Raw genomic sequence first — 25,220 nt, forward strand, 5'->3', positions numbered from 1 at the left:
TGTCGACCTACAATTGCCTGACCCACCGCCATCGCGAGCAGGCCCACTCCCACAGGTTTATGTGTCAGCCCACAATGTCCGGGCTGACCCGGACATTGTGGGAGCGAGCCTGCTCGCGATAGCCCCCGACCAGTCGACCTACAATTGCCTGACCCACCGCCATCGCGAGCAGGCTCGCTCCCACAGGTTTATGTGTCAGCCCACAATGTCCGGGCTGACCAGACACCTTGTAGGAGCGAGCCTGCTCGCGAAAGCGATCTGTCAGTCGGCGCAATTACAAAGTCTGCCACCCACCCCCCAGCGCCTTGTACAACGCTATGCTGGCCTGCATCCGCGCCAGGCGCAGTTGCACGTTCTGATCCTGCGCCGCATACAAGGTGCGCTGGGTTTCGAGGACAGTCAGCAAGTCTTCGGCACCGGCCTGGTAGCGGTTTTGGGCGATGTCGAATGCGGTCTGCGCCTGATTCAGTTCTTCGTTCTGCCACAACCGCTGCTCATCCAGGCGACGGAGGCTATTGAGCGCTTTTTCCACATCGGCGAAACCGTTGATGATCGCGCCACGGTAGGTTTCCAGCAGCTCTTGCTGGCGCGCCGAGGCCTTGTCGCGTTCAGCGCCGAGGCGACCGTTATTGAAAATCGGTGCGACCAGTCCGGCGGTCAGGTTGTAGAAAGGGCTGCGAATCAAATCATCGAACTGATTGGCGCCTGAGCCGAGTTGGGCGGTCAGGGTCAGTGCCGGCAACATGGCCGCGCGAGCGACTTTGACGTCAGCTTCGGCGGCGGCCAGTTGTGCTTCGGCGCGTGCGATGTCCGGACGATGCGTGAGCAACTCGCTGGGCACGCCGGCGGCGATGTCTGGCCATCGCAGGTGATCGAAGGACTCTGTCGCCGACAATTGCTGCACCGGTCGGCCAAGCAGGGCGGCGAGGCTGATCAACGCTTCCTGGGCTTGCTGTTGCACGCGCGGCAATTGCCATTGCTGGGCGGCGACCAGGCTCTTCTGTTGCGCCAGTTCCAGCGCAGTGGCCGAGCCTGAATCAAACCGCGTCTGCACCAGTTTCAGCACGCTTTGCGCGTTGGCCAGATTGAGTTCGGCGATGCGGCTCTGCTCGCGTAGCGACAAGGTTTGCGCATACGTGCTGGCAACGCCGCTGAGCAATGTCAGCTCGACCGTCGCCCGGTCGAATTCGCTGGCCTGCAGGGCGAACTGCGCACTGTCGCGCGATGCGCGTTTGCCGCCCCAGAAATCGATTTCGTAGGTGGCGCTCAGGTTGGTATCGAAATAGTCCACCGCCTTGTTGCTGCTATTGGCATCGAGTTGGCTGTAGCCATTGCCGCGCAGCAGTTTCTGCCGATTGGCATTCAGTCCGGCCTTGACCTCCGGCAACTGTGAGCCGCCAGCGATGACGGTGCCTGCCTGGGCCTGACGCACTCGAGCAACGGCGGCCGCGAGGTCGAAACTGCCGACGCGAGCCTGTTCGATCAGGCGATCCAGTTCCGGGCTGCCAAATTGCGTCCACCACTGCGGGTTGTTGCGGGCAACGCTGGCACTATGGGGCGACTGCCAGGTAGCAGGTATTTGCACGCCGCTGTCCGGGCGCTGAACGGGATTGCCGCAGGCGCTGAGGAGCAGGCACACGGTCAACAGGCTGAGGCGCGGTTTCATAGATCGATCATTCACTGGTAAGGGCCGTGACCGGGTCGAGCCGGGCAGCTTTGCGGGCAGGCATGAAGCCGAAGACAACACCGGTGACCAGGGCGCAGCCGAAGGCGCCAAGTACCGCCATCAAGGAAAAGGCCACGGCCACTTCGCTGAGGATCAGCACGCCGCCAACGATCAGCGCCAGGGCGATCCCGGCAATGCCGCCGACCACCGAGAGCATCACCGCTTCGGTGAGGAACTGCCGGAGGATGTCGCGCTGACGGGCGCCGGTAGCCATGCGAATGCCGATCTCACGAGTCCGCTCGCGCACGGTCATGAGCATGATGTTCATCACGCCGATGCCGCCGACCAGCAGCGAAATCGCGGCAATCGAACCGAGCATCAGCGACAGGGTGTTCTGGGTGCGGGCCTCGGCCTGGATCATCGCGGCATTGTTGGTCAGTTCGAAATCCTTCTTGCCGTTGTGCAGGCGCAGCATCAGTTGCTCGATGGCCTGCTCGGTGTCCTTGACCTTGCGCGCGTCGGCGGCGGCGATGGCCACGTATTCCGGATTGCGCGTGCCGAACAGCCGGACGCTGGCCGCGGAATAGGGGATGGCGATGCGATTGTCGCTGTCGGAGTCGCCGGAGCTGGCGCCTTTTTCCGCAAGCACGCCGACTACCTGAAATGGCACATTCTCGATCAGGATGAATTGGCCGATCGGATTCGGCACATCCTTGAGCAGCTTGCTGCGGACCTTGTGGCCGATCACCGCGACGGCTGCAGCGTTCTGCTCATCGGCCTCGGTGAAGTAACTGCCTTGCACCACCGGCCAGTTGAAGATCGCCGGGAAGTTGGTGTCGTTGCCGCCGACGTAACTCAGGTGGTCGGCATTGCCGTAACGTACGCCGGCCTCGGCACCGTTGACCGGCATGATCCGCTGCACTTGCGGCAGGCTGGCCAGCGCGTGCACATCATCGAGGGTGATGATCCCCGACGGCGTGCGCGGGTTGGGCGCCGATCCGCTCAGGTAAATGATGTTCGAACCGAACGCGCCCATCTGCGCCATCACCTGGCGTTTGCTGCCTTCACCGACCGCCAGCATCACTACCACCGAGGCCACGCCGATGATGATCCCGAGCAGGGTCAGCGCGGTGCGAAAGCGGTTGATCCACATCACTCGCCACGCGGCGTGCAGGGCATCGACCAGTTCGCCTTTCCAGGCGCCGGTGGCTTCGGCGCCGTCGGCCAGGCGCTGGCGCAGATCCACCGCCTGCAGGGCGCCGGGGTTGGCGCTGGTCTGCGCTTCAGGGTTGTCGCGGGCGCTGTCGCTGATGATCAGGCCGTCGCGGATTTCGATGATGCGCTTGGCCCGGGCTGCGACTTCGCGGTCGTGGGTGATGAGGATCACCACGTGGCCCTGGTTCGCCAATTCGTCGAGCAGCGCCATCACCTCTTTGCCGCTGTGGCTGTCGAGGGCGCCGGTGGGTTCGTCGGCGAGGATGATGTGGCCGCCGTTCATCAACGCCCGGGCAATCGACACCCGTTGCTGTTGGCCGCCGGACAACTGATGCGGACGGTTGCCGGTGCGCGAGGCCAGGCCGAGTCGGTCGAGCAGGGCGGCGGCGCGGGCGTGGCGCTCGGCGGCCGGGGTGCCGGCATAGATCGCCGGCATCTCGACGTTTTCCTGGGCCGAGCCGGACGGAATCAGGTGATAGCCCTGGAACACAAATCCAAAGGCTTCGCGGCGCAGCCAGGCCAGCTCGTCGCTGTCGAGGCCGGCGACGTTTTCCCCGGCAAAGCGGTACTCGCCGGAGGTCGGGCGGTCGAGGCAGCCGAGGATATTCATCAGGGTCGATTTGCCGGAGCCGGAAGCACCGACAATCGCCACGAATTCACCGGCGTGGATCGACAGGTCGATGCCGCGCAGCACGTGTACTTCCGGAGCGTCACCGCCGCCGTAGGATTTGCGAATGTCCTGCAAGTCGATCAGAGGCGTTTGCATTCAGCCTCCGCTGCCGTCGACCGGGCCGATCAACAGGTGATCGCCTTCGTTGAGGCCGTCGACAATCTGCACTTTGAGCCGGTCGCTGATGCCGGTGCGCACCTGGCGCTGCTGAATATCACCGTTGGCCGCGACCACACGAGCGGTCTGCAGGTTGGCGCTGGTGCTGCCCTGCAACGCGGCGACTGGCGCGGTGAGCACGCCTTTGGCCTGGTCGGCGACGAAAAACACCTGGGTGGTCATCTCGGCCATCAAGGCGTTGTCGGCGTTATCGACGTCGAGCAAAACCGTGTACAGCACAACGCGGGCGCTGCCGCTTTTACTACTGCTGGCCGGGCTGCCGCCGCCCTGGCTGGTCTGGTCCAGCGGCTTGGGCGGCACCGGCAGAATCTGCCGCACGGTGCTGCTCCAGCGCCGCTGGCCGCCGCTGAGGGTGGTGAAGTAGGCGGTCATGCCTGGTTTGACGTGGCCGATGTCAGCCTCGGAAACCTCGGCCCACACGGTCATCGGTGACAGTTTGGCAATACGCAGGATCAGCGGCGTCTGCTGTTGCGCGTTGAGGGTCTGGCCTTCGCGGGCGTCGAGGGCAACTACGGTGCCGGCCATCGGCGCATAAATCCGCGTGTAGCCGAGTTCGGCCTGATCGCTGCGCAGGCTCGCTTCAGCCTGGCGGATCTGTGCCTGGAACATGTCGACGCGTGCCTGAGTGGCTTTCAGTTCGGCGCGGGCGGTTTGCACGTCTTCTTCGCGGGTGGCGCCGCCGGCGACCAGATTCTGCTGACGCTGATACTTCTGCCGCGCCAGTTCATGCTGGGCGCGCTGTTCCTGCAATTGCGCCTTGAGGTTTTCGATGGAGAAGCGTCCGGCGTCGAGTCTGGCCTTTTGCGTGGACGGATCGATCTCCACCAACAGTTGACCTTCCTTGACCACGTCGCCGACTTCCACGTGGATCCTCTGGATCTGCCCGGAGGCCTGCGCGCCGACATCGACATAACGGCGCGGTTGCAGGGTGCCCAGCGCGGTGACGCTGCTTTCGATGTCGCCACGGCTGACTTGCACGGTGGCGAAGCGCTCGCGGCCCGGCGGCATGATTTGCCACGCGGCGTAGGCAACAACGGGAATCAGACAAAGGACTGCGAGCAGGGCGCGTCGAGCGGGGCGGGGACGTTTCATGCAGGGTTCCGGCCAGTGGAATTCGGCCCGTCGTCCGGCTGCACGCCACAGCGCGCAGCCGCTGAACGCTGTCGCAGGGCGCAACAGACACGGGGAGCTGTCCTGTAAACGATGAATGTGCAGGGGAATTTAAGCGAAGACACAGGATGTTACAGGTATAGAACGGCACTATTTGACGGGCAACGACAAACGCCACTTTAAATCTATATGAGAATTACTATAAATTACGCACCTCAAGTTGCCACTATCTTGCTACCCGTGTTTACGGGGCCGTCGATCAGTGTGCTCAAGGATCGAATCCGCATCGAAGCGGCCGGGAGTCATGTTGGAAAACTACTATCGCGAGCTGGTGTGTTTCCTGAACGCCAAGCTCGGCAACCGTCAGGTCGCCGAAGATGTGGTGCATGACGCTTATGTGCGGGTTCTGGAACGCTCCAGCGACACGCCCATCGAGCAACCCCGGGCCTTTCTTTATCGCACCGCTTTGAATCTGGTGATCGACGATCATCGGCGCAATGCCTTGCGCCAGGTCGAGCCACTGGAGGTGCTCGACAGCGAAGAGCGCTATTTCACCCCGTCGCCCCACGGCACCCTTGATCACGGCCAGCGTCTGGAGATGCTCCAGCGCGCACTGGCGGAACTGTCGCCGTTGTGTCGCGACAGTTTTCTGCTGCGCAAGATCGAAGGCCTGTCGCACCCGCAGATCGCCGAACATCTGGGGATTTCCAAGGCACTGGTGGAAAAACACATCGTCAATGCGATGAAGCATTGCCGCCTGCGCATCAAGCAATGGGATGCCCATTGAGCCGCCATCGCTAAATTTTATTTCACTGTCCTCGTTCCTACTCAACAGACGACCTGCTGTCCTGCTCAAGGCCAGTCGGCTCACTTAGGCTCTCCTTTCCCCTTGTTGAGGGGTTCATCCAGAGGACACTGGAAATGACTCAGGCAATTGCATCGCCCATCGTTCACGACCTGATCGGCGTCGGTTTCGGCCCTTCGAACCTGGCGCTGGCCATCGCTCTGCAAGAGCGCGGCCCGACCCACGGTGAGCTGGATGTGCTGTTCCTCGACAAGCAGGCCAACTACAGCTGGCACGGCAACACCCTGTCGACCCAAAGCGAATTGCAGATTTCCTTCCTCAAGGATCTGGTGACCCTGCGCAACCCGACCAGCCCGTATTCGTTCGTCAATTACCTGAAGGCCCACGGCCGTCTGGTCGACTTCATCAACCTCGGCACCTTCTACCCGTGCCGCATGGAGTACAACGACTACCTGCGCTGGGTCGCCGGGCAGTTCACCGAGCAGAGCCGCTACGGTGAAGAAGTGCTGACCATCGAACCGGTGCTGCACAACCATCAGGTTGAAGCGCTGCGCGTGATCTCCCGTGACAGCGAAGGCCAGCAGTTCGTGCGCACTGCGCGTTCGGTGGTGGTCAGCGCCGGCGGCACACCGCGTATTCCGGAGGCGTTCAAGGCGCTGAAGGGCGACAGCCGCGTGTTCCACCACTCGCAGTATCTGTCGCAGATGGCCAAACAGCCGTGTGTGAATAACCAACCGATGAGCATCGCGATCATCGGCGGCGGGCAGAGCGCGGCGGAAGCCTTCATCGATCTGAACGATTCGTTCCCGTCGGTGCAGGTCGACATGATCCTGCGCGGCTCGGCGCTCAAGCCTGCGGACGACAGCCCGTTCGTCAACGAAGTGTTCTCGCCGGAGTTCACAGATCTGGTGTTCCAGCAAAACAGCGCCGAGCGTGAGCGGCTGGTCAACGAGTACCACAACACCAACTACTCGGTGGTCGACATTGATCTGATCGAACGCATCTACGGCATCTTCTATCGGCAGAAAGTCTCGGGCATCGCTCGTCATGCGTTCCGTACCCTGACCACTGTGGAAAGTGCCACCGCCACCGAGCGCGGCATCGAACTGGCGGTGCGCAACAACGCCACCGGCGAAGTCACCGTGCGGATCTACGACGCCGTGGTCCTGGCCACCGGTTACGAGCGGCAGATGCACCGCAAATTGCTGGCGCCACTGGAAGAATACCTCGGTGATTTCGAGGTCGATCGCAACTACAAACTGATTACTGACGAGCGCTGCAAGGCCGGCCTGTACATGCAGGGCTTCTGCCAGGCCAGCCATGGCCTGAGTGATACGTTGCTCTCGGTGTTGCCGGTGCGTGCCGACGAGATTGCCGGGTCGTTGTATGAGCATGGCAAGAATCGCGGGCATCGTACGGTGGCGGATCTGTTGTTGGCGGCTGCCAGCTGATTTTTGCGTCGTCTGTAATAGCGCTATCGCGAGCAGGCTCACTCCTACAAATGTTCTGTGCACGCAGGACAAAATGTGGGAGCGAGCCTGCTCGCGAAGGGGCCGTCAAAAACACCCTGAAATCTGAAACCTGAACCCTTCCTGAACATCCCCGATAATCCCCGACACACCTCCTTCCACGGGTTTACTCTCAAATCATCGAGGCGTAAGCTTCGCGCGTTTTCATCAATAGCGGAGACCCACAGTGGGTACTTGTTCGAGTGACAGTTGTCGGCCGGTCTCGGTAACCGGCAGATTCTCGGCAAGATAACGCGCAGCCTTTCTCTGCCGTTGTCTCGCCGTAAAGCGAGCAGCGGCATCCCGATCATGGTCAGTTGAGACCATGTCCCGACGTCCTTCTCATCGACACTGAAAGTATGTGATTTCGACCGTGTGGTCGTGATCGCAAACCTATCGACACGCCTGTCTTTTTCTGACCGGCGCGCCAAGCCTTGCCGTGCCGGATTTTCCGGTGAACGAGGCATGGTCGTACCTGCTCGACGGTTTCCCGGCTGACCATAGGGGCAACAGCCATGAAACTTACGCTCAAGGAATTTTTCGCAGGCTTCCTGCGTACGCGCCACATCGCCCGGCACTTCCGTCGCCTGGCGCTGCTGGAATCGATCAACGACACCACGGTCAGCCGTGAAGTCCCGCCCACCCTGGCCAACACCCTGGTCGATGCGGCCCATCGCGACAGCGGTGAACTGCTGTCGTCGCTGGGTACTCACACCGACGGCCTGACCGACTTTGAAGTCGACGCACTGCGCGCGCAGTACGGCCTCAATGAAGTCGAACACGAGCAGCCGCTGCCATGGTGGATCCACCTGTGGCACTGCTACAAAAACCCGTTCAACCTGCTGCTGACCCTGTTGGCGGTGATCTCGTGGCTGACCGAAGACCTCAAGGCCGCCACGGTGATTTTCTCCATGGTGGTGCTGTCGACGCTGCTGCGCTTCTGGCAGGAAAGCAAATCCAACCAGGCCGCCGACGCGCTCAAGGCAATGGTCAGCAATACCGCCACGGTGATGCGCCGCGACGAGCCGCGGATCGAACTGCCGATCAAGCAACTGGTGCCGGGCGACCTGATCGTGCTGTCCGCCGGCGACATGATTCCTGCCGACTGCCGGGTGCTCAGCGCCAAGGATCTGTTCGTCAGCCAGGCGGCGATGACCGGTGAATCGATGCCGGTAGAAAAGTTTGCCTGTCAGGCCGACCGCGACACGCGCAATCCGCTGGAGCTGGAGAACATCCTGTTCATGGGCACCAACGTGGTGTCCGGCACGGCGATGGCGGTGATTCTCACCACGGGCAACAGCACCTATTTCGGCGCGCTGGCGCAGCGGGTCGGCGCGACTGACCGCGCGGTGACCTCGTTCCAGCTGGGCGTGAATAAGGTCAGCTGGCTGCTGATCCGCTTCATGTTCGTCATGGCGCCGCTGGTGCTGTTCATCAACGGTTTCACCAAGGGCGACTGGACCGAAGCGCTGCTGTTCGCGCTGTCGATTGCCGTGGGCCTGACCCCGGAAATGCTGCCGATGATCGTCACCTCGACCCTGGCCAAAGGTGCGGTGTTCCTGTCGCGCAAAAAGGTCATCGTCAAACGTCTGGACGCGATCCAGAACTTCGGCGCCATGGACGTGCTGTGCACCGACAAGACCGGCACCCTGACCCAGGACAAGATCTTCCTCGCGCGCAATGTCGATGTCTGGGGTGAAGACTCCGACGATGTGCTGGAAAAGGCCTACCTCAACAGCTACTACCAGACCGGGCTGAAAAACCTGCTCGACGTGGCGGTGCTGGAACACGTGGAAATCCATCGTGAACTGAAGGTCGGCACGGCGTTTCGCAAGGTCGATGAGATCCCTTTCGACTTCAATCGTCGACGCATGTCGGTGGTGGTGGAGGGGCGTGGCGAGCCGCATTTGCTGATCTGCAAAGGTGCGGTGGAAGAAGTGTTGGCGGTGTGCACCCGCGTGCAGCACGGCGAAGTCGAAGAAGCCTTGAGCGATGAATTGCTGACCCGGATTCGTCAGGTCACCGCAGCATTCAACGCTGAAGGCTTGCGCGTGGTGGCGGTGGCTGCCCGCTCGATGCCGGAAGGTCGCGACACTTACAGCCTGGCGGATGAACAGGAACTGACGCTGATCGGTTACGTGGCGTTCCTTGATCCACCGAAGGAAAGCACCGCGCCGGCACTCAAGGCTTTGGCCGAGCACGGCGTGGCGGTCAAAGTGCTGACCGGTGACAACGAACTGGTGACCGCGAAGATTTGCCGCGAAGTCGGTCTGGCGCAACAGGGCTTGCTGATGGGCAACGACATTGAGCGCATGAGCGACGCCGAGCTGGCGGTGGCGGTGGAGAACACCAACGTCTTCGCCAAGCTCACGCCGTCGCACAAGGAACGCATCGTGCGCATCCTCAAGGGCAACGGGCATGTGGTCGGCTTCATGGGCGACGGCATCAACGACGCCCCGGCACTGCGCACCGCCGACATCGGGATCTCGGTAGACAGCGCGGTGGACATCGCCAAGGAAGCCGCGGACATCATCCTCCTGGAAAAGAGCCTGATGGTGCTGGAGGAGGGCGTGCTCGAAGGGCGTCGGACTTTCGCCAACATGCTCAAGTACATCAAGATGACCGCCAGTTCCAACTTCGGCAACGTGTTCTCGGTGCTGGTCGCCAGTGCGTTCATTCCGTTCCTGCCGATGCTGCCGATGCACCTGCTGGTACAGAACCTGCTCTACGACATTTCGCAGATCGCGATTCCGTTCGACAACGTCGATGAGGACATGCTGAAAAAGCCACAGCGCTGGCAGCCGGCTGATGTTGGACGCTTCATGCTGTTCTTCGGGCCGATCAGTTCGATCTTTGACATCACCACGTTCGCCTTGATGTGGTACGTGTTCGATGCCAACACCCCGGATCACCAGACGCTGTTCCAGTCCGGCTGGTTCGTGGTGGGGCTGCTGACCCAGACGCTGATCGTGCACATGATCCGCACGCCGAAGATTCCGTTCCTGCAAAGCCGTGCAGCCATGCCGCTGCTGGTGATGACCGGGATCATCATGGCGGTCGGGATCTTCCTGCCGATGGGGCCACTGGCCAACTACTTCAAACTGCAGGCGCTGCCGTCGCTGTACTTCGTGTTCCTGCCGATGATCCTGCTGGCGTACATGGCGCTGACCCAGGCGGTGAAAGGCTTCTACATCCGCCGGTTCGGCTGGCAATAACAGCAGGCTGCAATCTTCACCTGCCACCCTTTAGGAGCTGCCGCAGGCTGCGATCTTTTGATCTTGCTTTCAAAGATCAACAGATCGCAGCCTGCGGCAGCTCCTACAGGGATCGGGTGTTTCAAGTGCATTGGCAGCAAGCCCCAACCAAGGGACTGTATCTATTCAAGGAGCTTCATCATGCAAGCCGTCAACAACCTCAACCTCGATTCACTGCTCGACACCCTCGTCAGCCTCAGCGCGGCGTTCATCCTCGGCGGCCTGATCGGTTTCGAGCGCCAGTACCGGCAACGCACTGCCGGCCTGCGCACCAACGTGCTGGTGGCGGTCGGCGCGGCGATTTTCGTCGACATGGCCAACCGTCTCGGCGGCGCTGAAGGCGCGGTGCGGGTGGTCGCCTACGTGGTCTCGGGCATCGGCTTTCTCGGTGCCGGGGTGATCATGCGCGAGGAGGGTAACGTCCGTGGCCTCAATACCGCCGCGACTCTGTGGACTTCCGCCGCCGTCGGTGCCTGCGCCGGTGCCGACCTGCTGGCCGAAGCGGTGCTCGGCACGCTGTTCATCCTCGCCGCCAACACTTTGCTGCGGCCGATCGTCAACAACATCAACCGCCAGCCACTGGACGTAGTCTCGGCCGAAGTCACCAACATCGTTTACGTGATCGCCCGGCGCTCGCAGCAGAAAGCCGTGTTCGCCCTGCTCGAAGCCGAGCTGGAACGCAGCAACTACCCGGCCAGCGACATCGACGTGCACGCCTTCGGTGCCGACGAAATCGAGATCGAAGCCACGCTGGCGACCACTTCGGTGGACGGTGACGAACTGGATGCCCTGGTGGCACGGATCTCGACTTCAGCGCTGGTGGTGCAGGCGTTCTGGAGTCCGAGTACGACGGAATAAGGCAACAACATCGGGCCGCGATTCGGCGTGGCTCCCGGCGATCACAATCGCCACCTCTGTTTCAGGAAAATCGCCGCATCGGAGAATGCCTGTGCGGCATCTTGTCGGCTTTCAAGAGGTTTCCAGCTGTCTTTAGGATTTTTCCTACATAGGTTCTGATTGGATCTGGTTAGCGTGTTGACCACATTTTCTTACGCCGTCAAACCCTATGTCCTACAAGTGCAAACGAATCGTGATTGTTGAAGAACAGCACGCTCTGCAATCCAGAATCGCCAGAGTCTTCAACGAACTGGGCTACCGCCACCTCACGCCAGTGCGTTCGTTTCGTGAACTGTTGGCGTTGACGCATTACTCCCATGAGCCGTTCGAGCAGTTCGACCTGATGATCATCAATGGCGAACTGATTGCCGCCGCGGGTGTTGACCCGGTGCGCTTCTTTCAGGGCAACCCACAGATCCGCCACGGCGTGATTCACGATGCCCGGCGCGGTCAGCCACGGGCCGAGGCGATTTATGCCACCCATCGACGGCAGCTGTTCATGCTCCGTACGCCGGATCGCCAGACTCTTGGCCCCGTACTTGAACATCTCGATGGTTGAGCGATTACAGATGCTCCCTCGCGAGCTCAACACTCATCCGCACTTCACCCACAATGAGACACCCCTCATGCCCAATCTGCCGCTTCGTATCCTGGTGCTTGAAGACCATGCTTTCCAGCGCTCCGTAGCGGTGAACATGTTGCAGGGTCTGGGTTGTGAGCAGGTGCTGGAAGCCAGCGACGGTGCGCAGGCGCTGGCGTTGCTCGATCAAGTCGGCTCGGTGGACGTCGCCCTGTGCGACTTGCAGATGGAGGGCATGGACGGTCTGGAGTTTCTGCAGCGGGTGGGCGCGTCGGGTCAGGTCAGGTCGGTGATCATCAGCAGTTCGCTGTCGGCGGATCTGCGGCGGGCGGTACACCAGATGGTCGCGCTGCTTGGGCTGAACCTCCTCGGGGATGTCGGCAAGCCGCTGCACGCCCAGGTGCTGGCCGAGTTGCTGGACACATTCGTCAACCGGCAGATCAGCCCGTCGCAGCCGCAGCGTACGACGACGCTGGCCAGTGAAAGGGAGGTACGCCATGCGCTGGCTGAAGGCCAATTGCAGGCCTGGTATCAACCCAAGTTCAACCTGCAGAGCGGCGAAGTCTGTGGCGTCGAAGTGCTGTGCCGCTGGCTGCATCCGACACGCGGGTTGATTTCGCCGGCGCTGTTCGTGCCGGTGCTTGAGCGTTGCGCGCTGCTCGACGAGATGCTGTTTGCGCAGATTGGTCAGGCCTTGCGGGTGCAGCGCAGTGCCCGGGCGCAGGGCTTTGTCTTGAACATGGCGTTCAACCTGCAAACCGTGCAATTGGCCAATGCGCAACTGACGTCGACGTTGAAAAGCCTGTTGGCCGAACATAAAACCTGCGGTTCGAGCCTGACCTTCGAGCTGACCGAAAGCGGTCTGCTCGAAGCGCCGGCCACCAGTCTGGAGAGTCTGGTGCGATTGCGCATCATGGGCTGTCGCTTGTCGATCGACGATTTCGGTGCCGGATTCTCTTCATTGCAGCGTTTGTGTCAGTTGCCATTCAACGAGATCAAGCTCGACGCCGATTTCATTCGTAACCTTGCGCACGAACCCCGTTGCCGCGCGGCCATCAGCAGCACCCTGGCATTGGGCGAAACCCTGGGCATGAGCGTGGTCATCGAGGGCATCGAAACCGATGCGCAACGTCGGGAGTTGCTGGCGCTGGGTTGCACGCAGGGCCAGGGCTACTGGTACGCACGGCCGATGGCCGGGGCCGACTTGCTGAACTGGCTGCAACAGCGCAACCACCGGAGAGACTCGGATGAATGAACGGATTTTTAGGAAAGATCCTACAGAGTTGCTCCTGCGGCTTGCGTAGCCTTGGCGCATCCAACCCACTCCAGGAGATTGAGCATGATCAATAAATCCCTGCGCATCCTGATTGCTGATCCGCAGCATTTTCACCGGATGAAAATCGAGCGCCTGTTCAATCGCCTCGACTACTTCCGCGTCGCTCCGGTACAGAGTCTGCTTGAGCTGCTGACCCTGGTGGACTACGGCTGTGAACCGTTCGACGCCGTGGTCATCAACGCCGAGCTGGCGGCCGGATCGCTGGACCTGCCGGGGTTTTTCCTCAACAACCCGCATGTGCGCCACGTCCTGGTCTATAACGAGCCCACGGCACCGGCGCTGACACCCGCCGGTTTCGCTCAGGAAAACCTGCAGATCAGCCATGTCGCGTTGCCCGATGCGGCCGCGATCAGGCACCTGATGGCGCGGGTCGATGTTGCCCCGGTTTGCGCGGCGAACACCTGGAAACCGGCGCCAGCCCTGCAGCGCCGGGCTTGAGCACGGATAACCCTTCCGCGCAACTGTCAGATCTGACAGGTAGATACGGTTTGCTTCCCGTGTAACAGTCTTTGCGCAGCCACCCCGGCGAAGAACAGCCGATGCCGATGGCGCCATCGTCCTGTTTTTGCACTGGGAGCGGTCATGAAGTCAGCGCTGATCGTCGACGATCATCCGGTGGTAAGGGCTGCCGTGAAACTCGTACTCGAAGCCGAAAGGTTCAAGGTGATTCACGAAGCATCCAGCGCCAGCGAAGCCATGGTGCTGAGCCGTGAACACAAGCCGAATCTGGTGATACTCGATCTCAAGTTGCCGGGAGTCAGCGGACTGGAGGTGCTGGAGCGGTTCAAGGCCAACGACCCCGGGTGCAGGGTGCTGATCTTTACTTCTCAGGATCCGCTGCACTATCAGGATCGTTGTCTGCGTAGCGGCGCCATGGGTTACGTGGCTAAAACCAACCAGTTGCTGCAATTGCACAAGGCTGTCCAGGCACTGATGTCGGGCTACTCCTATTTTGCTGCGCTGCCTGATAACGGCCTTGTGTCGACCCCGTCGCACCGCAGCGAAAAACAGCTGATCGACGAGCTCTCCAACCGAGAACTGAACATTCTCGAACAGTTGGCCCTGGGCAACCCCAACAAGAAAATCGCCGCTGAAATGTTCCTCAGCCACAAGACCGTCAGCACCTACAAAACCCGCTTGATAAAAAAGCTGGGGCTGCACTCAAAGTCACCGGTGTACTTGCGCGAATTCGCCAAGCGCAACCATTTGATCTGAGTAGAAAATTGAACCTGCAACGCTGGTGGTGCGTGCTGTGGTTGAGCATCACGGCCACCTGCTGGGGCAGTGAACCGCCACAGCCACTGGAGTTGTTGAGCCAGGCGGCACTGGAAAACATCCGGGTTCCGCTCGACGAGCAGGATCGCCAATGGCTGCGCCAGCACCCACGGTTGCGCATGGGCATTTCCGGCGCCGATTACCCACCGTTTGAAATCACCCGCAATCGGCTGGAGCTGGAAGGCCTCACCGCCGATTACGCGGAGCTGCTGGCGCAACTGCTCGGTGTGCGGGTCGAGGTGCAACGCTTTACCCATCGCGACGCGGTGATGAGCGCACTCAAGCGCGGCGAACTCGATCTGCTGGGCACCTCGAACAATTTCGAGCTGGCCGATCCGGATTTCATTTTGTCGCGCCCCTACGCCGAAGATCAGCCGATGCTGGTGACCCGGCTCGACGAAACGTTACCGGCGGATCTGGCGGGCCAACGCATCGCCATGGTCGAAGACTATCTGCCGCTGACCAGCGTGCAGGCGTTCTACCCCGAGGCGAACGTGCAGCGCTATCCCTCGGCGATGGATGCGCTGGGTGCGGTGGCATTCGGCGTCGATGACGGCTATCTCGGGGATCTGATCAGTGCCAATTACCTGATCAACACCAATTATCGCAATGACCTGCAACTGGCCGGGCCTTCCGGGCTGGATGCCAATCCCTTCGGTTTCGCCCTGCTGCGCAGTGACGTACGCCTCAAACGCATCATCGACAAGGCGCTGGCGGCGATTCCCATGGAGCGTCGTCAGCTGATCGAACAGCGCTGGAGCGCGGGGCGTGCGCACATGGCCACGCAGTCGCGGGTGCGCCTCAGTGCCGGCGAGCAGCAGTGGCTGGAGCAACATCCGCGGGTGCGGGTCGGCGTGATCGAAGACTTCGCACCGTTGACGTTTTTTGATGCCGACGGGCGATTCAACGGGCTGTCGGCGCAGTTGCTCAGCCTGATCAGTCAGCGTACCGGGCTGCAATTCGAAGTGGTTCGGGGGCGTTCGCTGGACCGCCAGATCGAGCAGCTCAAAGCCGGTGAACTCGACGTGTTGCCGGTGGTGACCCCGAGCAGCGAACGGGAAACCGAGCTGCAATTCACCCGCGCCTACCTGAACAACCCGTTCGTGCTGATCAGTGCGACAACGGCGGGTAGTCCGCGCAGTCTCATTGATCTGCCAGGCAAGCGTCTGGCGATATATCGCGGTCATCCACTGCGTGACTACATTCTGCAGCGGGTGCCCGGGATCCGCCTGGTGGAAGTCCGCAGCCCGGCCGACGGCATGGAACTGATCGCCAAGGGGCAGGCCGACGCCACCGTCAGCTCGCTGCTGGTCGCGCGTTTTCTGATTGCCCGCCTTTACCGCGAGCGCCTGCGCATCACCAATACCATTGGCGATCAACCGGCGCGCATCGCCCTGGCGACCGCACCGCAGGATACGGCGCTGCACACGATTCTGAACAAGGCGCTGCTGAGCATCGCGCCGCAGCAGATGGACGAACTGGTCGAGCGCTGGAGCCATGACGTGGTCGTGGAAGAGAGCTATTGGCAGCGTCATCGCCGCGAAATCCTTCTGGCGTTTGCCGGTGCGGCAGGGTTGCTGTTGCTGGCCTTGGCCTGGATCGGTTTTCAGCGCTGGCAGTTGCGCCAGCGTCAGCAGTGGCTGCAGCAGTTGCAGCAAGCCAAGGATGCCGCCGACGATGCCAACCGGGCCAAGACCACGTTTCTGGCGACCATGAGCCATGAAATCCGCACGCCGATGAACGCCCTGATCGGCATGCTCGAACTGGCCCTCAAGCGTGCCGAGGAGGGCGTCACCGACAAGCTGGCGATCGAGGTCGCGTCCGGTGCCGGCCAGCAATTACTGGGGTTGATCGGCGATATTCTGGATATCGCGCGTATCGAGTCCGGGCATCTGTCCCTCGCACCGCAACGGGCCAATCTGCGCGAACTGGTGATCTCGGTGTGCCGGGTATTCGAGGGGCTGGCGCGGCAGAAGCGCTTGCTGTGGCGTGTTGAACTGGATGCACAGAGTGACGTTGAGGTGATGCTCGACCCGACACGCTTCAAGCAAGTGCTGTCGAACCTGTTGAGCAACGCGATCAAGTTCACCGAGTACGGTCAGGTCAGTCTGCAACTGGCGGTGACCAGGACAGCGCTCGGCCAGTTGGCGGTGAAGGTGGTGATTGAAGACAGTGGCATCGGCATCAGTGAGGATGACCGCAAACGCCTGTTCAGCCCGTTTGTCCAGGCCGGCAATCATGGTCAGTCAGCGCGCAGTGGCTCGGGGTTGGGGCTGGTGATCAGCCGCAACCTCTGCGAAATGATGGGCGCAACGCTGCGCCTTGACAGCGAGCCGGGGCATGGCACGCGGGTCGAGATAACTCTGCAATTGCTGCCGTTGGCCGCGCTCGCCTCCGAGGCGACAAGCCCCGTAGTGGCGGACACGCCGGTGCGCTCACTGAGCGTGCTGGTGGTGGACGATCATCCGGTCAACCGCTTGCTGCTGTGCTGGCAACTGAGTGAACTCGGCCACCGCACGGTTGACATCGAAGACGGTGAACAGGGTTTGCAGCGCTGGCGGGCACAAGCATTCGATGTGCTGATCACCGACTGCAACATGCCGCGGCGCAACGGCTACGAACTCGCCCGGACGATCCGTGACGAAGAGGCGGCGAGCTGCCGGGCGCGTTGCCTGATTCTCGGGTTTACCGCCAACGCGCAGGTCGAGGAGCGGAGCCGTTGCCTGGAGGCCGGCATGGACGATTGTCTGTTCAAGCCGATTCGCTTGCGTGATCTGCAACAGGCGCTGCAGGTGGCCAGTCACGGCGAAGGTGAACACCTGCCGACCCCGGCAGTGACGTTGACCGAGATCGATCTGAGCGCGCTGGAGCAGATGGCCGGAGACGATCATGCGGTGATGCAACGCCTGCGCGAACAAGTGTTGCGCAGCTTGCACGACGATCTGCAACGGCTTGATGCGGCGCGCCAGCCTCAGGATCTGGACGGGTTGCGGACACTGGCGCATCACATCAAGGGCGGTGCGCAAATGGTAGGTGCGGCGCGAGTGGCGGCAGCGTGCACCGATCTCGAACAGGCGTGCCGCGACGCCGAAACCCTGGCTGTCCACCGCTCGGTGGACACGCTGCGCACCGCCATGCTCGGTCTCGCGCAGCGTCTTCAGGACTGAGCGTTCAATCCCACTGCGGGGCAATGCCTTTCGGGCTGGTCAGGCGCTGGCCGCGCTCCAGACCGGCGATCAGCGCCATGTCGGCTACGCTCAGGGTCAGCGCGGTGGCACCGAGGTTGCTCTGCAGGTTGGCGCGTTTGGTCGATGATGGAATCACTGCGTAACCCGACTGCATTGCCCAGGCCAGAGTGACCTGCGCCGGGGTCGCTTGCAGGCGTTCAGCAATCTGCTGGATCACTGGATCCTTCAGCACTTCGCCATAGGCGAGGGTCATGTAGGAGGTGATCTGGATGCCCTGGCTGCGGGCGAACTCGACCACTTTGCGGTTTTGCAGGTACGGGTGCAGTTCGATCTGGTTGGTGGCGATGTTTTCTGCACCAACCGCTGCGATGGCCTGTTGCATCAGCTCGATGGTGAAGTTGGACACCCCGATCTGCCGGGTCAGGCCCAGGCGTTTGGCTTCGAGCAGGGCGCCCATGAATTCGGCGACCGGCACCTGATCTTCCGGCGACGGCCAGTGGATAAGCGTCAGGTCGAGGTAGTCGGTCTGCAATTTCTGCAGGCTTTCCTTGAGGCTCTCGATCAGACGATCCTTGGCGAAGTTGGCGATCCAGATCTTGCTGGTGATGAACAGCTCTTCACGAGCAATGCCGCTGGCGGCGATGGCTTGACCGACCTCGGCTTCGTTCTCGTAGATCTGTGCGGTGTCGATGGCGCGGTATCCGAGTTCAAGGCCGGTGCGCACCGAATCGATGACCACCTGACCTTGCAGGCGAAACGTACCCAGACCAAAGGCGGGAACAGACATTGATGACTCCAGGGTTGCAGTGGGAATGGGCAGGAGTATCCGCATCTGAGCCCTTGAGAAAAACCGCTGTCGGGGCAAAGCACTGTTGAGCAGAAGTCATGAATCTTTCGCCGCCGGCAACACTCCTGTCGGCGCTGCGGCACGCTGCGATCTTTTGATCCTGAAAAACAAGTTCTAAAGATCGCAGCGTGCCGCAGCGCCTACAGGGGGGATCGCTTGCGAAGGGCGTGCCACTGTCCTGCAGGTGGAACACTAAAGCCGGTTTTTGCCGTCTAGTCCTCCAGCTGTCATGGATTTAAGCTTAATCCATTGCGTCACCCACCTTTTGGAGGCAACCATGAAAAACATCATCGGTATCTACACCAGCCCTCGCGGCGATTGGGTCGGCGATGGTTTCCCGGTGCGCACCCTGTTTTCCTATGACAATCTGGGCAAACACATCAGCCCGTTCCTGTTGCTCGATCACGCAGGCCCGGCCGAATTCACTCCGACCACCGAGCGCCGTGGCGTCGGCCAGCACCCGCACCGTGGTTTTGAAACGGTGACCATCGTCTACGACGGCGAAGTGCAACACCGCGACTCCACCGGCAGCGGCGGCACCATCGGTCCCGGCGACGTGCAATGGATGACCGCTGCATCCGGGATCCTGCATGAAGAGTTTCACTCGGATAATTTCGCCAAGACCGGCGGCAAGCTGGAAATGGTGCAGTTGTGGGTCAACCTTCCGGCTAAGGACAAAATGGCCGCGCCCGGCTACCAGACCATTCTCGACGGCGACATTCCCAATATCGCGCTGAAAGACGATGCCGGCCGGTTGCGGCTGATCGCTGGTGAGTTCGATGGGCATAAAGGTCCGTCGCAGACCTTCACGCCAATCGACGTCTGGGACCTGCGGCTGAACGCCGGCAAGTTGCTGACGCTGGATCTGCACGAAGGGCGCAACACCGCGGTGGTGCTGTTGAAAGGTTCGGTGCAGGTCAACGGTGCGCAAACTGCGAGTGTCGGGCAGTGGGTGCTGTTCGAGCGCGACGGTCGTCAGTTGACCCTTGAGGCCAGTGAAGACGCGGTGGTGCTGCTGCTCAGCGGCGAGCCGATTGATGAACCGATTGTCGGCCATGGCCCGTTCGTGATGAACACCGAACAGGAGATTCATCAGGCATTCGCCGACTTCCAGTCCGGGCGTTTTGGCCGGATGCACGGGTAATTCCCCCCCTGTGGGAGCGGGCTTGCTCGCGAAAGCGCAGTGCCAGTCAATGCGTGTCTGACTGATCCACCGCCTTCGCGGGCAGGCCCGCTCCCACATTGGGTTTTCGGTGTTTTTGCGCGGGCGTTCATCCTCTGAAATCAATTGCTCCTACACTGAGCTAATCTGTGCGATCTTCTCGCGATTGGCCCCTGTCGGAGTGGTTTGATGTTGTCTTTTTTGACCGAACATCCGTTGTTCTGCGCGTTGATCCTGATACTCCTCGATCTGGGCCTGTGGCGCCTGATCAGTTCCCGTGGCAGCGAGTGGAAGCTGTTGGTGCGGGTGCTGATTTTCACCCTGTTCAGCGCAGTACTGTTCAACGAAGGCCTAAACCCGATGGAGCCGGCGCCGTGGGCTGACAACGTGCCGCTGCACCTGGCGGCGACCGGGTTGCAGATCGGCTGGTGGCTGTTCGGCGCGCGCACCCTGACCGTGTTGATCGGCGCGGTGATGATGCAGCGCGTCGGGCACACCGGACGGCTGTTGCAGGATCTGCTCGGTGCGGTGATTTTCCTGATCGCGATTATCGCGGCGTTGGCCTACGTGCTGGATCTGCCGGTCAAAGGTGTACTGGCGACGTCCGGGGCCTTGGCGATCATCGTCGGTCTGGCGTTGCAGAGCACCCTGAGTGACGTGTTCTCCGGGATCGTGCTCAACACCACCAAGCCCTATCAGATCGATGACTGGATCTCGATCGATGGCACCGAAGGCCGGGTCATCGACATCGACTGGCGCGCCACACGTCTGCAGACCAGCCAGGGCAGCATGGCGGTGATTCCCAACTCGCTGGCGGCCAAGGCCAAGATCATCAACTTCAGCCGACCGAGCAACATGTTCGGAGTCGCCGTCAGCGTCCAGGTCAGCCCGCATGCCCGGCCCAATACGGTGATCGACGCGCTGGAGCGGGCGATGCAGGGTTGCCGTCCGCTGCTGGACAATCCCTCGCCAAGCGTCGCGCTGAAAAGCTCCAGCAGCGCCGGTGCGGAATATGAAATCAGTGGTTTTGTCTCATCGATGGATCAGAAGCGCTCGGTGCGCAATCAGCTGTTCGATCTGGCGTACCGGCATCTGCAGGCATCCGGGGTCAATCTGTTGTCGAGTGTCGAACCGATCGTCGCCGGCAACCTCTCGCGGCCGCGGGCGCTGCTCGACAGTTCGCCGATTTTCTCCACCCTGCGCCAGGAAGAGAAAGACACCTTCAGCCAGAACATGACCCTGCAAACCTTCCGTGCCGGCGAGACGATCCTCGAGGCCGGGGAGGTTAGCGATCATTTGTTCATCATCGAATCGGGTGTGGTCAGCGTGACCTTGACCCGCCATGGCAGCCCGTTCGAATCCGGGCGCATGGGGCCGGGGGAGGTGATCGGCGAGGCCGGCATCCTGTCCGATTCGTCAGTGCCGGCGACCTTCGCGGCGAAAACCTTTTGCGCGCTGTACCGCATCGAAAAGACCTACCTGAAGCCGTGCCTGGATGCCCGCCATGACATCAACGAGGCGATGAAAGCCTTGCTCGATTATCGTCTGCACAAGGCCCAGACCTTGACGCAGGACGTACCGACCGTGGTGGCGAAAACCGGGTTCCTGCAGTGGTTGCGCAATCGCGTGTGACGGGTGGTCTACTCGTCTTCCGGGAGATTGGCTATTTGTCCGGGGCAGTGGCGGGACTACCTTAGTCACACATTCACTGGCCCCGGAAATTCAATCATGAAAGCTCGTACCGATTTCTACACCGCTTCTCCAGACGCCCTGAAAGCGATGATGGCCCTGGAAACTGCGGTTTCGAAGCTGCCGCTGGAAAAGACCCTGATTGAACTGGTCAAGCTGCGCGCTTCGCAGATCAACGGCTGCGCGTTCTGCATCGACATGCATACTGCGGACGCGATCAAGGGCGGCGAAACCCCGCGCCGGCTGTTCGCCGTGACCGCGTGGCGTGAAGCGCCATTCTTCACCGAGCGCGAACGCGCTGCGCTGCTGTGGACCGAGTCGCTGACCCAATTGAGTCTGACCCACGCCCCGGACGAAGACTACGACATCGTCGCTGCGCAATTCACGCCCAAGGAAATGGTCGACCTGAGCGTGGCGATCAACACCATCAACAGCTGGAACCGGCTGGCGGTGGGCTTCCGCAAAATCCCGCAGCTCTAAGCCGCAACGCATTACCCCTGTAGGAGCTGTCGAGTGAAACGAGGCTGCGATCTTTTAAAGACAAGATCAAAAGATCGCAGCCTGCGGCAGCTCCTGCAGCGGTGGGCTTCCGCAAAATCCCGCAGCTCTAAGCGCCAATGCATTACCCCCGTAGGAGCTGTCGAGTGAAACGAGGCTGCGATCTTTTGAAGACAAGATCAAAAGATCGCAGCCTGCGGCAGCTCCTACAACGGTGGGCTTCCGCAAAATCCCGCAGCTCTAAGCCGCAACGCATTACCCCCGTAGGAGCTGTCGAGTGAAACGAGGCTGCGATCTTTTAAAGACAAGATCAAAAGATCGCAGCCTGCGGCAGCTCCTACAGGGGCGTGACATCAATGCGCATCCGCACTCGGCGCCGTCGGTGGTTGTATCTTGCGCATCAAGGGCACCATCGCCGTGGCGATGATGAAGCACAGCATGATCATCAAAAAGGTATCGCCGTAGGTCTGGGTCTGCGCCTCGCGGTAGGTCAGCAGCCACAGTTGACGCAGGCTGGCGGTGACGCCGACGTCACCGCTCTGACCCAGCGTCGCCAGGTTGCCACCGACCTGCGCCAACCACTGATTCATCGCCTCGTTGCTGCTGTTCAAATGCTCGGCCAAGCGGCTGAAGTGCAGGTTGGTGCGGTCATTGAGAATGGTCGCGCAGGCGGCAATGCCGATCGCCCCGCCCAGATTGCGCATCAGGTTGAACAGCCCCGAAGCGTGCTTCAAGCGTGCCGGTGCCAAACCCCCCAAGGTCAGCGTCACCGCCGGCGGCACTGCCAGTTGCTGGGCGATTCCGCGCAGCGCTTGTGGCAGCATCAACTCAGCGGCACCCCAGTCGTGGGTGATCGGACTGAACTCCCACATCGACACGGCAAACAAGCCCAGGCCGATCATCATGATCCAGCGCAGATCCATGCGATTGGCGAGAAAGGCGTACAGCGGAATCGCCATGATCTGGAACACCCCGGTGGAAAAAACCGCCAGACCAATGTCCAGCGCGCTGTAACCACGCACCCGTCCAAGAAACAGCGGAGTCAGGTAAATCGTTGCGAACAGGCCGATCCCGGTGACAAAGGAAAAGAAACAGCCCAGGGCAAAGTTGCGATCCTTGAGCGCGCGCAGATCGACGATCGGATTGGCCACGTGCAAGGTGCGCCCGATAAAGGCCAGCCCCGCCAGACCGCTGATCCATGCCGTGGTCAGAATCGTTTGATCGCTGAACCAGTTCCAGCGCGGGCCTTCTTCGAGGGTGTATTCCAGGCAGCCGAGAAACAGCGCGAGAAACGCCATGCTCAGGTAGTCCGCGCCTTTGAGCAGCGCCAGTTCGGGCTGGTCGATCTTCACCAGCATGGGTACTGCGACTGCGACGAAAATGCCCGGCACCAGGTTGATGTAGAACAGCCAGTGCCATGAGGAAATGTCGGTGATCCAGCCACCGATCACCGGTCCCAACGTCGGCGCCAGCGACGCCACCGCACCGATGGTCGCGGCGGCAATCACCCGCTGTTTGCCGCTGAAGAAAAAGAACGCGGTGGTGAATACCAGCGGAATCATCGAGCCGCCGAGAAAGCCTTGCAGCGCCCGAAAGGCGATCATGCTCTGGATGTTCCAGGCCACGCCGCAGAGCAGGCTGGCCAGGGTGAAGCCGACCGCCGAGGCGCAGAACAGCCAGCGTGTGGAGAACACCCGCGACAGCCAGCCCGACAGCGGGATCACGATGATTTCGGCGATCAGGTTACTGGTCTGCACCCACGCGGTTTCGTCGGTGCCGGCCGAGAGTCCACCGCCGATATCGCGCAGCGAGGCCGAGACGATCTGGATGTCCAGCAGCGCAATGAACATGCCGATGCACATCGTGGCGAAGGCGAACACTTTGGTCGCGGTGGCCATGTCGGCGGCGTTGAACGGTTGCGCCGGGGCAGCGAGGGTGGTGCTCATGGTGCGACGGCCACGGCGCTGGTTTCGGCTTGTGCGCGGGTGTCGACTTCAGCGGTGACCGACAACCCTGGCCGCAGGTGACCGAGCACCCCGTCGGCCGGATCGAGCAGGATGCGCACCGGCACCCGCTGGACGATTTTGGTGAAGTTACCGGTGGCGTTCTCCGGCGGCAGCACGCTGAATTGCGAGCCGGTGGCGGGGGCGAGGCTGTCGAGTCGACCGTGGAACTCCTGGCCGGAGAGCACGTCGGCGCGGATGCTCACCCGTTGTCCGGGTTTCATCCGCGCCAGTTGGTCCTCCTTGAAATTGGCATCCACCCACAGACCGCTGGCCGGCACCACCGACAACTGTTGCGAGCCGGCCTGGGCATAGGCGCCGACCCGCGCGCGGCGGTTGCCGATCACGCCATCAACCGGCGCGCGCAGTTCGGTGTAGCCGAGATTCAACTGCGCCAGATCACGCTCGGCGCGGGCTTGTTGCAGGGCGGCGCGGGCCTGTTGTTTCTGGGTGTCGATCACCGCCAGTTGGCGCTGTGCGGCGAGCAATTCGGCCTGTGCGCGGGCACTCAAAGCCTGGGCGGTCTTGAAGGTGGCGTCGGCGCGCTGGGCACTTTCCACCGACACGGCATTGGTGCTGACCAGGCGTTTGTAGCGCGCATTGTCATCCCGCGAGCGGGCGGTTTCGGCACCGGCGGCATCGATGCCGGCGCGGGCCTGGCCGATCACCGCATGCTGCAGTTGCTCAGTGGCGTCGAGGTTGGCCAGCAGCGCTTCTTCGGCGGCGACTGCGCCTTCGGCTTTGGCGAGGTTGGCGCGATAGTCGCGTGCGTCGAGTCGGATCAGCACGTCGCCGGCCTTCACCGATTGGTTGTCGCTGACCAGTACTTCGTCGATGTACCCGGCGACCTTCGGCCCGATCACCGTGACGTCGCCACCGATGTAGGCATCGTCAGTCTCCTCGAGAAAGCGCCCGGTGCCCCACCAATGACTGGCGTACACGCCGACCACGGCCAGCGCAATCAGGCCAGAGCCGGTCAGCAGCAGGCGCTTGCGTAATGGCGGTTTGGCGGGGGTGACCGGGGCTGACAGGTCGGGTTCGAGGGTGGGCATGCTGGTCATGGCGTAATACCTGCGAAAACGGGTCGTTATTATGGTTGTAATATGACGTAAGTAATATTTTGTGGCAATTAAGTTTTGTGCCGGTCGTCAGTTGCTTGCCTGAACTCGGGGTTTGGAGCGGTTTCGATTAATGACAGCGCCGGTAATAAGGGCCAAGTCTTCGAGAACTCAATGAAAGCTCTCGGGGAACCCCTGATGGCGTGGCGTTGAACACAGCAAAATCAAATGTTTAAGAAATGTAAGCGTTGTAGGAAGCGTCTTGCATTTGCGTAGGAAGGC

General features: G+C 61.4%; 18 protein-coding genes. 12 read left to right on the top strand and 6 right to left on the bottom strand.

The features are described 5' to 3' along the window. Positions 1-274 precede the first annotated feature (274 nt). From BW33_RS16410 to BW33_RS16420, 3 genes are read right to left on the bottom strand one after another with little or no spacing between them, the layout of a single operon-like run. Positions 275-1,666, bottom strand: a complete 1,392-nt coding sequence (locus tag BW33_RS16410; RefSeq protein ID WP_047600035.1) for an efflux transporter outer membrane subunit — start codon at positions 1,664-1,666, stop codon at positions 275-277. Positions 1,667-1,673: 7 nt separating this feature from the next. Further along, complete coding sequence (locus BW33_RS16415; protein ID WP_047600036.1) at positions 1,674-3,647, bottom strand: MacB family efflux pump subunit; 1,974 nt, start codon at positions 3,645-3,647, stop codon at positions 1,674-1,676. Then, positions 3,648-4,820, bottom strand: a complete 1,173-nt coding sequence (locus tag BW33_RS16420; RefSeq protein WP_047600037.1) for an efflux RND transporter periplasmic adaptor subunit — start codon at positions 4,818-4,820, stop codon at positions 3,648-3,650. 322 nt (positions 4,821-5,142) lie between these two features. On the opposite strand from BW33_RS16420, the gene BW33_RS16425 reads away from it, so the two are divergent. From BW33_RS16425 to BW33_RS16465, 9 genes are all read left to right on the top strand, one after another. Further along, complete coding sequence (locus tag BW33_RS16425) at positions 5,143-5,625, top strand: sigma-70 family RNA polymerase sigma factor (RefSeq protein WP_045122005.1); 483 nt, start codon at positions 5,143-5,145, stop codon at positions 5,623-5,625. Between the two features lie 134 nt (positions 5,626-5,759). Further along, the gene (locus tag BW33_RS16430) at positions 5,760-7,094 is read left to right on the top strand and encodes a lysine N(6)-hydroxylase/L-ornithine N(5)-oxygenase family protein (protein ID WP_047600038.1); all 1,335 of its coding nucleotides are present in this window, start codon (positions 5,760-5,762) and stop codon (positions 7,092-7,094) included. Positions 7,095-7,666: 572 nt separating this feature from the next. Beyond that, on the top strand, positions 7,667-10,366 hold the full coding sequence (gene mgtA / locus BW33_RS16435) for a magnesium-translocating P-type ATPase (protein WP_047600039.1): 2,700 nt from the start codon (positions 7,667-7,669) through the stop codon (positions 10,364-10,366). 180 nt (positions 10,367-10,546) lie between these two features. Further along, positions 10,547-11,263, top strand: a complete 717-nt coding sequence (locus tag BW33_RS16440) for an MgtC/SapB family protein (protein ID WP_047600040.1) — start codon at positions 10,547-10,549, stop codon at positions 11,261-11,263. 232 nt (positions 11,264-11,495) lie between these two features. Next, positions 11,496-11,861, top strand: coding sequence for a hypothetical protein (locus BW33_RS16445; RefSeq protein WP_081794225.1), 366 nt, complete (start codon positions 11,496-11,498; stop codon positions 11,859-11,861). A 67-nt stretch (positions 11,862-11,928) separates the two neighbouring features. After that, positions 11,929-13,137, top strand: a complete 1,209-nt coding sequence (locus BW33_RS16450; protein ID WP_047600042.1) for an EAL domain-containing response regulator — start codon at positions 11,929-11,931, stop codon at positions 13,135-13,137. Positions 13,138-13,221: 84 nt separating this feature from the next. Continuing rightward, positions 13,222-13,656 carry a hypothetical protein gene (locus tag BW33_RS16455; RefSeq protein WP_047600043.1) on the top strand — a complete coding sequence of 145 codons (435 nt, stop codon included), beginning with the start codon at positions 13,222-13,224 and terminating at the stop codon, positions 13,654-13,656. Positions 13,657-13,800: 144 nt separating this feature from the next. After that, positions 13,801-14,433, top strand: coding sequence for a response regulator transcription factor (locus BW33_RS16460; protein WP_047600044.1), 633 nt, complete (start codon positions 13,801-13,803; stop codon positions 14,431-14,433). Between the two features lie 8 nt (positions 14,434-14,441). After that, positions 14,442-17,660, top strand: coding sequence for a transporter substrate-binding domain-containing protein (locus BW33_RS16465; RefSeq protein ID WP_047600045.1), 3,219 nt, complete (start codon positions 14,442-14,444; stop codon positions 17,658-17,660). 4 nt (positions 17,661-17,664) lie between these two features. Here the strand turns inward: BW33_RS16465 and dkgB are convergent, their stop codons facing one another. Beyond that, on the bottom strand, positions 17,665-18,468 hold the full coding sequence (gene dkgB / locus BW33_RS16470; RefSeq protein WP_047600046.1) for a 2,5-didehydrogluconate reductase DkgB: 804 nt from the start codon (positions 18,466-18,468) through the stop codon (positions 17,665-17,667). Between the two features lie 337 nt (positions 18,469-18,805). Here dkgB and BW33_RS16475 point away from each other — a divergent pair, with 337 nt between their 5' ends. The 3 genes from BW33_RS16475 to BW33_RS16485 all read left to right on the top strand — a co-directional run bounded on the left by BW33_RS16475 (position 18,806) and on the right by BW33_RS16485 (position 21,859). Next, positions 18,806-19,672 carry a pirin family protein gene (locus BW33_RS16475; RefSeq protein ID WP_047600047.1) on the top strand — a complete coding sequence of 289 codons (867 nt, stop codon included), beginning with the start codon at positions 18,806-18,808 and terminating at the stop codon, positions 19,670-19,672. A 207-nt stretch (positions 19,673-19,879) separates the two neighbouring features. Next, on the top strand, positions 19,880-21,322 hold the full coding sequence (locus tag BW33_RS16480) for a mechanosensitive ion channel domain-containing protein (protein WP_047600048.1): 1,443 nt from the start codon (positions 19,880-19,882) through the stop codon (positions 21,320-21,322). 96 nt (positions 21,323-21,418) lie between these two features. Beyond that, positions 21,419-21,859, top strand: a complete 441-nt coding sequence (locus BW33_RS16485) for a carboxymuconolactone decarboxylase family protein (RefSeq protein WP_047600049.1) — start codon at positions 21,419-21,421, stop codon at positions 21,857-21,859. Between the two features lie 371 nt (positions 21,860-22,230). On the opposite strand, the gene BW33_RS16490 is transcribed toward BW33_RS16485, so the two are convergent. Beyond that, positions 22,231-23,823 carry a DHA2 family efflux MFS transporter permease subunit gene (locus BW33_RS16490; RefSeq protein WP_047600050.1) on the bottom strand — a complete coding sequence of 531 codons (1,593 nt, stop codon included), beginning with the start codon at positions 23,821-23,823 and terminating at the stop codon, positions 22,231-22,233. Then, the gene (locus BW33_RS16495; RefSeq protein WP_047600051.1) at positions 23,820-24,941 is read right to left on the bottom strand and encodes an HlyD family secretion protein; all 1,122 of its coding nucleotides are present in this window, start codon (positions 24,939-24,941) and stop codon (positions 23,820-23,822) included. Before BW33_RS16495 ends, BW33_RS16490 begins: the two co-directional genes overlap by 4 nt. Positions 24,942-25,220 lie beyond the last annotated feature (279 nt).

This window comes from Pseudomonas sp. RIT288, assembly GCF_000631985.1.
Lineage (GTDB): Bacteria > Pseudomonadota > Gammaproteobacteria > Pseudomonadales > Pseudomonadaceae > Aquipseudomonas.

What these genes read in the sequence shown, in the direction of transcription:
- BW33_RS16410 (WP_047600035.1), bottom strand. Translation starts at nt 1,666, where the DNA reads ATGAAACCGCGCCTCAGCCTGTTGACCGTGTGCCTGCTCCTCAGCGCC.
- BW33_RS16415 (WP_047600036.1), bottom strand. Translation starts at nt 3,647, where the DNA reads ATGCAAACGCCTCTGATCGACTTGCAGGACATTCGCAAATCCTACGGC.
- BW33_RS16420 (WP_047600037.1), bottom strand. Translation starts at nt 4,820, where the DNA reads ATGAAACGTCCCCGCCCCGCTCGACGCGCCCTGCTCGCAGTCCTTTGT.
- BW33_RS16425 (WP_045122005.1), top strand. Translation starts at nt 5,143, where the DNA reads ATGTTGGAAAACTACTATCGCGAGCTGGTGTGTTTCCTGAACGCCAAG.
- BW33_RS16430 (WP_047600038.1), top strand. Translation starts at nt 5,760, where the DNA reads ATGACTCAGGCAATTGCATCGCCCATCGTTCACGACCTGATCGGCGTC.
- mgtA (WP_047600039.1), top strand. Translation starts at nt 7,667, where the DNA reads ATGAAACTTACGCTCAAGGAATTTTTCGCAGGCTTCCTGCGTACGCGC.
- BW33_RS16440 (WP_047600040.1), top strand. Translation starts at nt 10,547, where the DNA reads ATGCAAGCCGTCAACAACCTCAACCTCGATTCACTGCTCGACACCCTC.
- BW33_RS16450 (WP_047600042.1), top strand. Translation starts at nt 11,929, where the DNA reads ATGCCCAATCTGCCGCTTCGTATCCTGGTGCTTGAAGACCATGCTTTC.
- BW33_RS16455 (WP_047600043.1), top strand. Translation starts at nt 13,222, where the DNA reads ATGATCAATAAATCCCTGCGCATCCTGATTGCTGATCCGCAGCATTTT.
- BW33_RS16460 (WP_047600044.1), top strand. Translation starts at nt 13,801, where the DNA reads ATGAAGTCAGCGCTGATCGTCGACGATCATCCGGTGGTAAGGGCTGCC.
- dkgB (WP_047600046.1), bottom strand. Translation starts at nt 18,468, where the DNA reads ATGTCTGTTCCCGCCTTTGGTCTGGGTACGTTTCGCCTGCAAGGTCAG.
- BW33_RS16475 (WP_047600047.1), top strand. Translation starts at nt 18,806, where the DNA reads ATGAAAAACATCATCGGTATCTACACCAGCCCTCGCGGCGATTGGGTC.
- BW33_RS16480 (WP_047600048.1), top strand. Translation starts at nt 19,880, where the DNA reads ATGTTGTCTTTTTTGACCGAACATCCGTTGTTCTGCGCGTTGATCCTG.
- BW33_RS16485 (WP_047600049.1), top strand. Translation starts at nt 21,419, where the DNA reads ATGAAAGCTCGTACCGATTTCTACACCGCTTCTCCAGACGCCCTGAAA.
- BW33_RS16490 (WP_047600050.1), bottom strand. Translation starts at nt 23,823, where the DNA reads ATGAGCACCACCCTCGCTGCCCCGGCGCAACCGTTCAACGCCGCCGAC.
- BW33_RS16495 (WP_047600051.1), bottom strand. Translation starts at nt 24,941, where the DNA reads ATGACCAGCATGCCCACCCTCGAACCCGACCTGTCAGCCCCGGTCACC.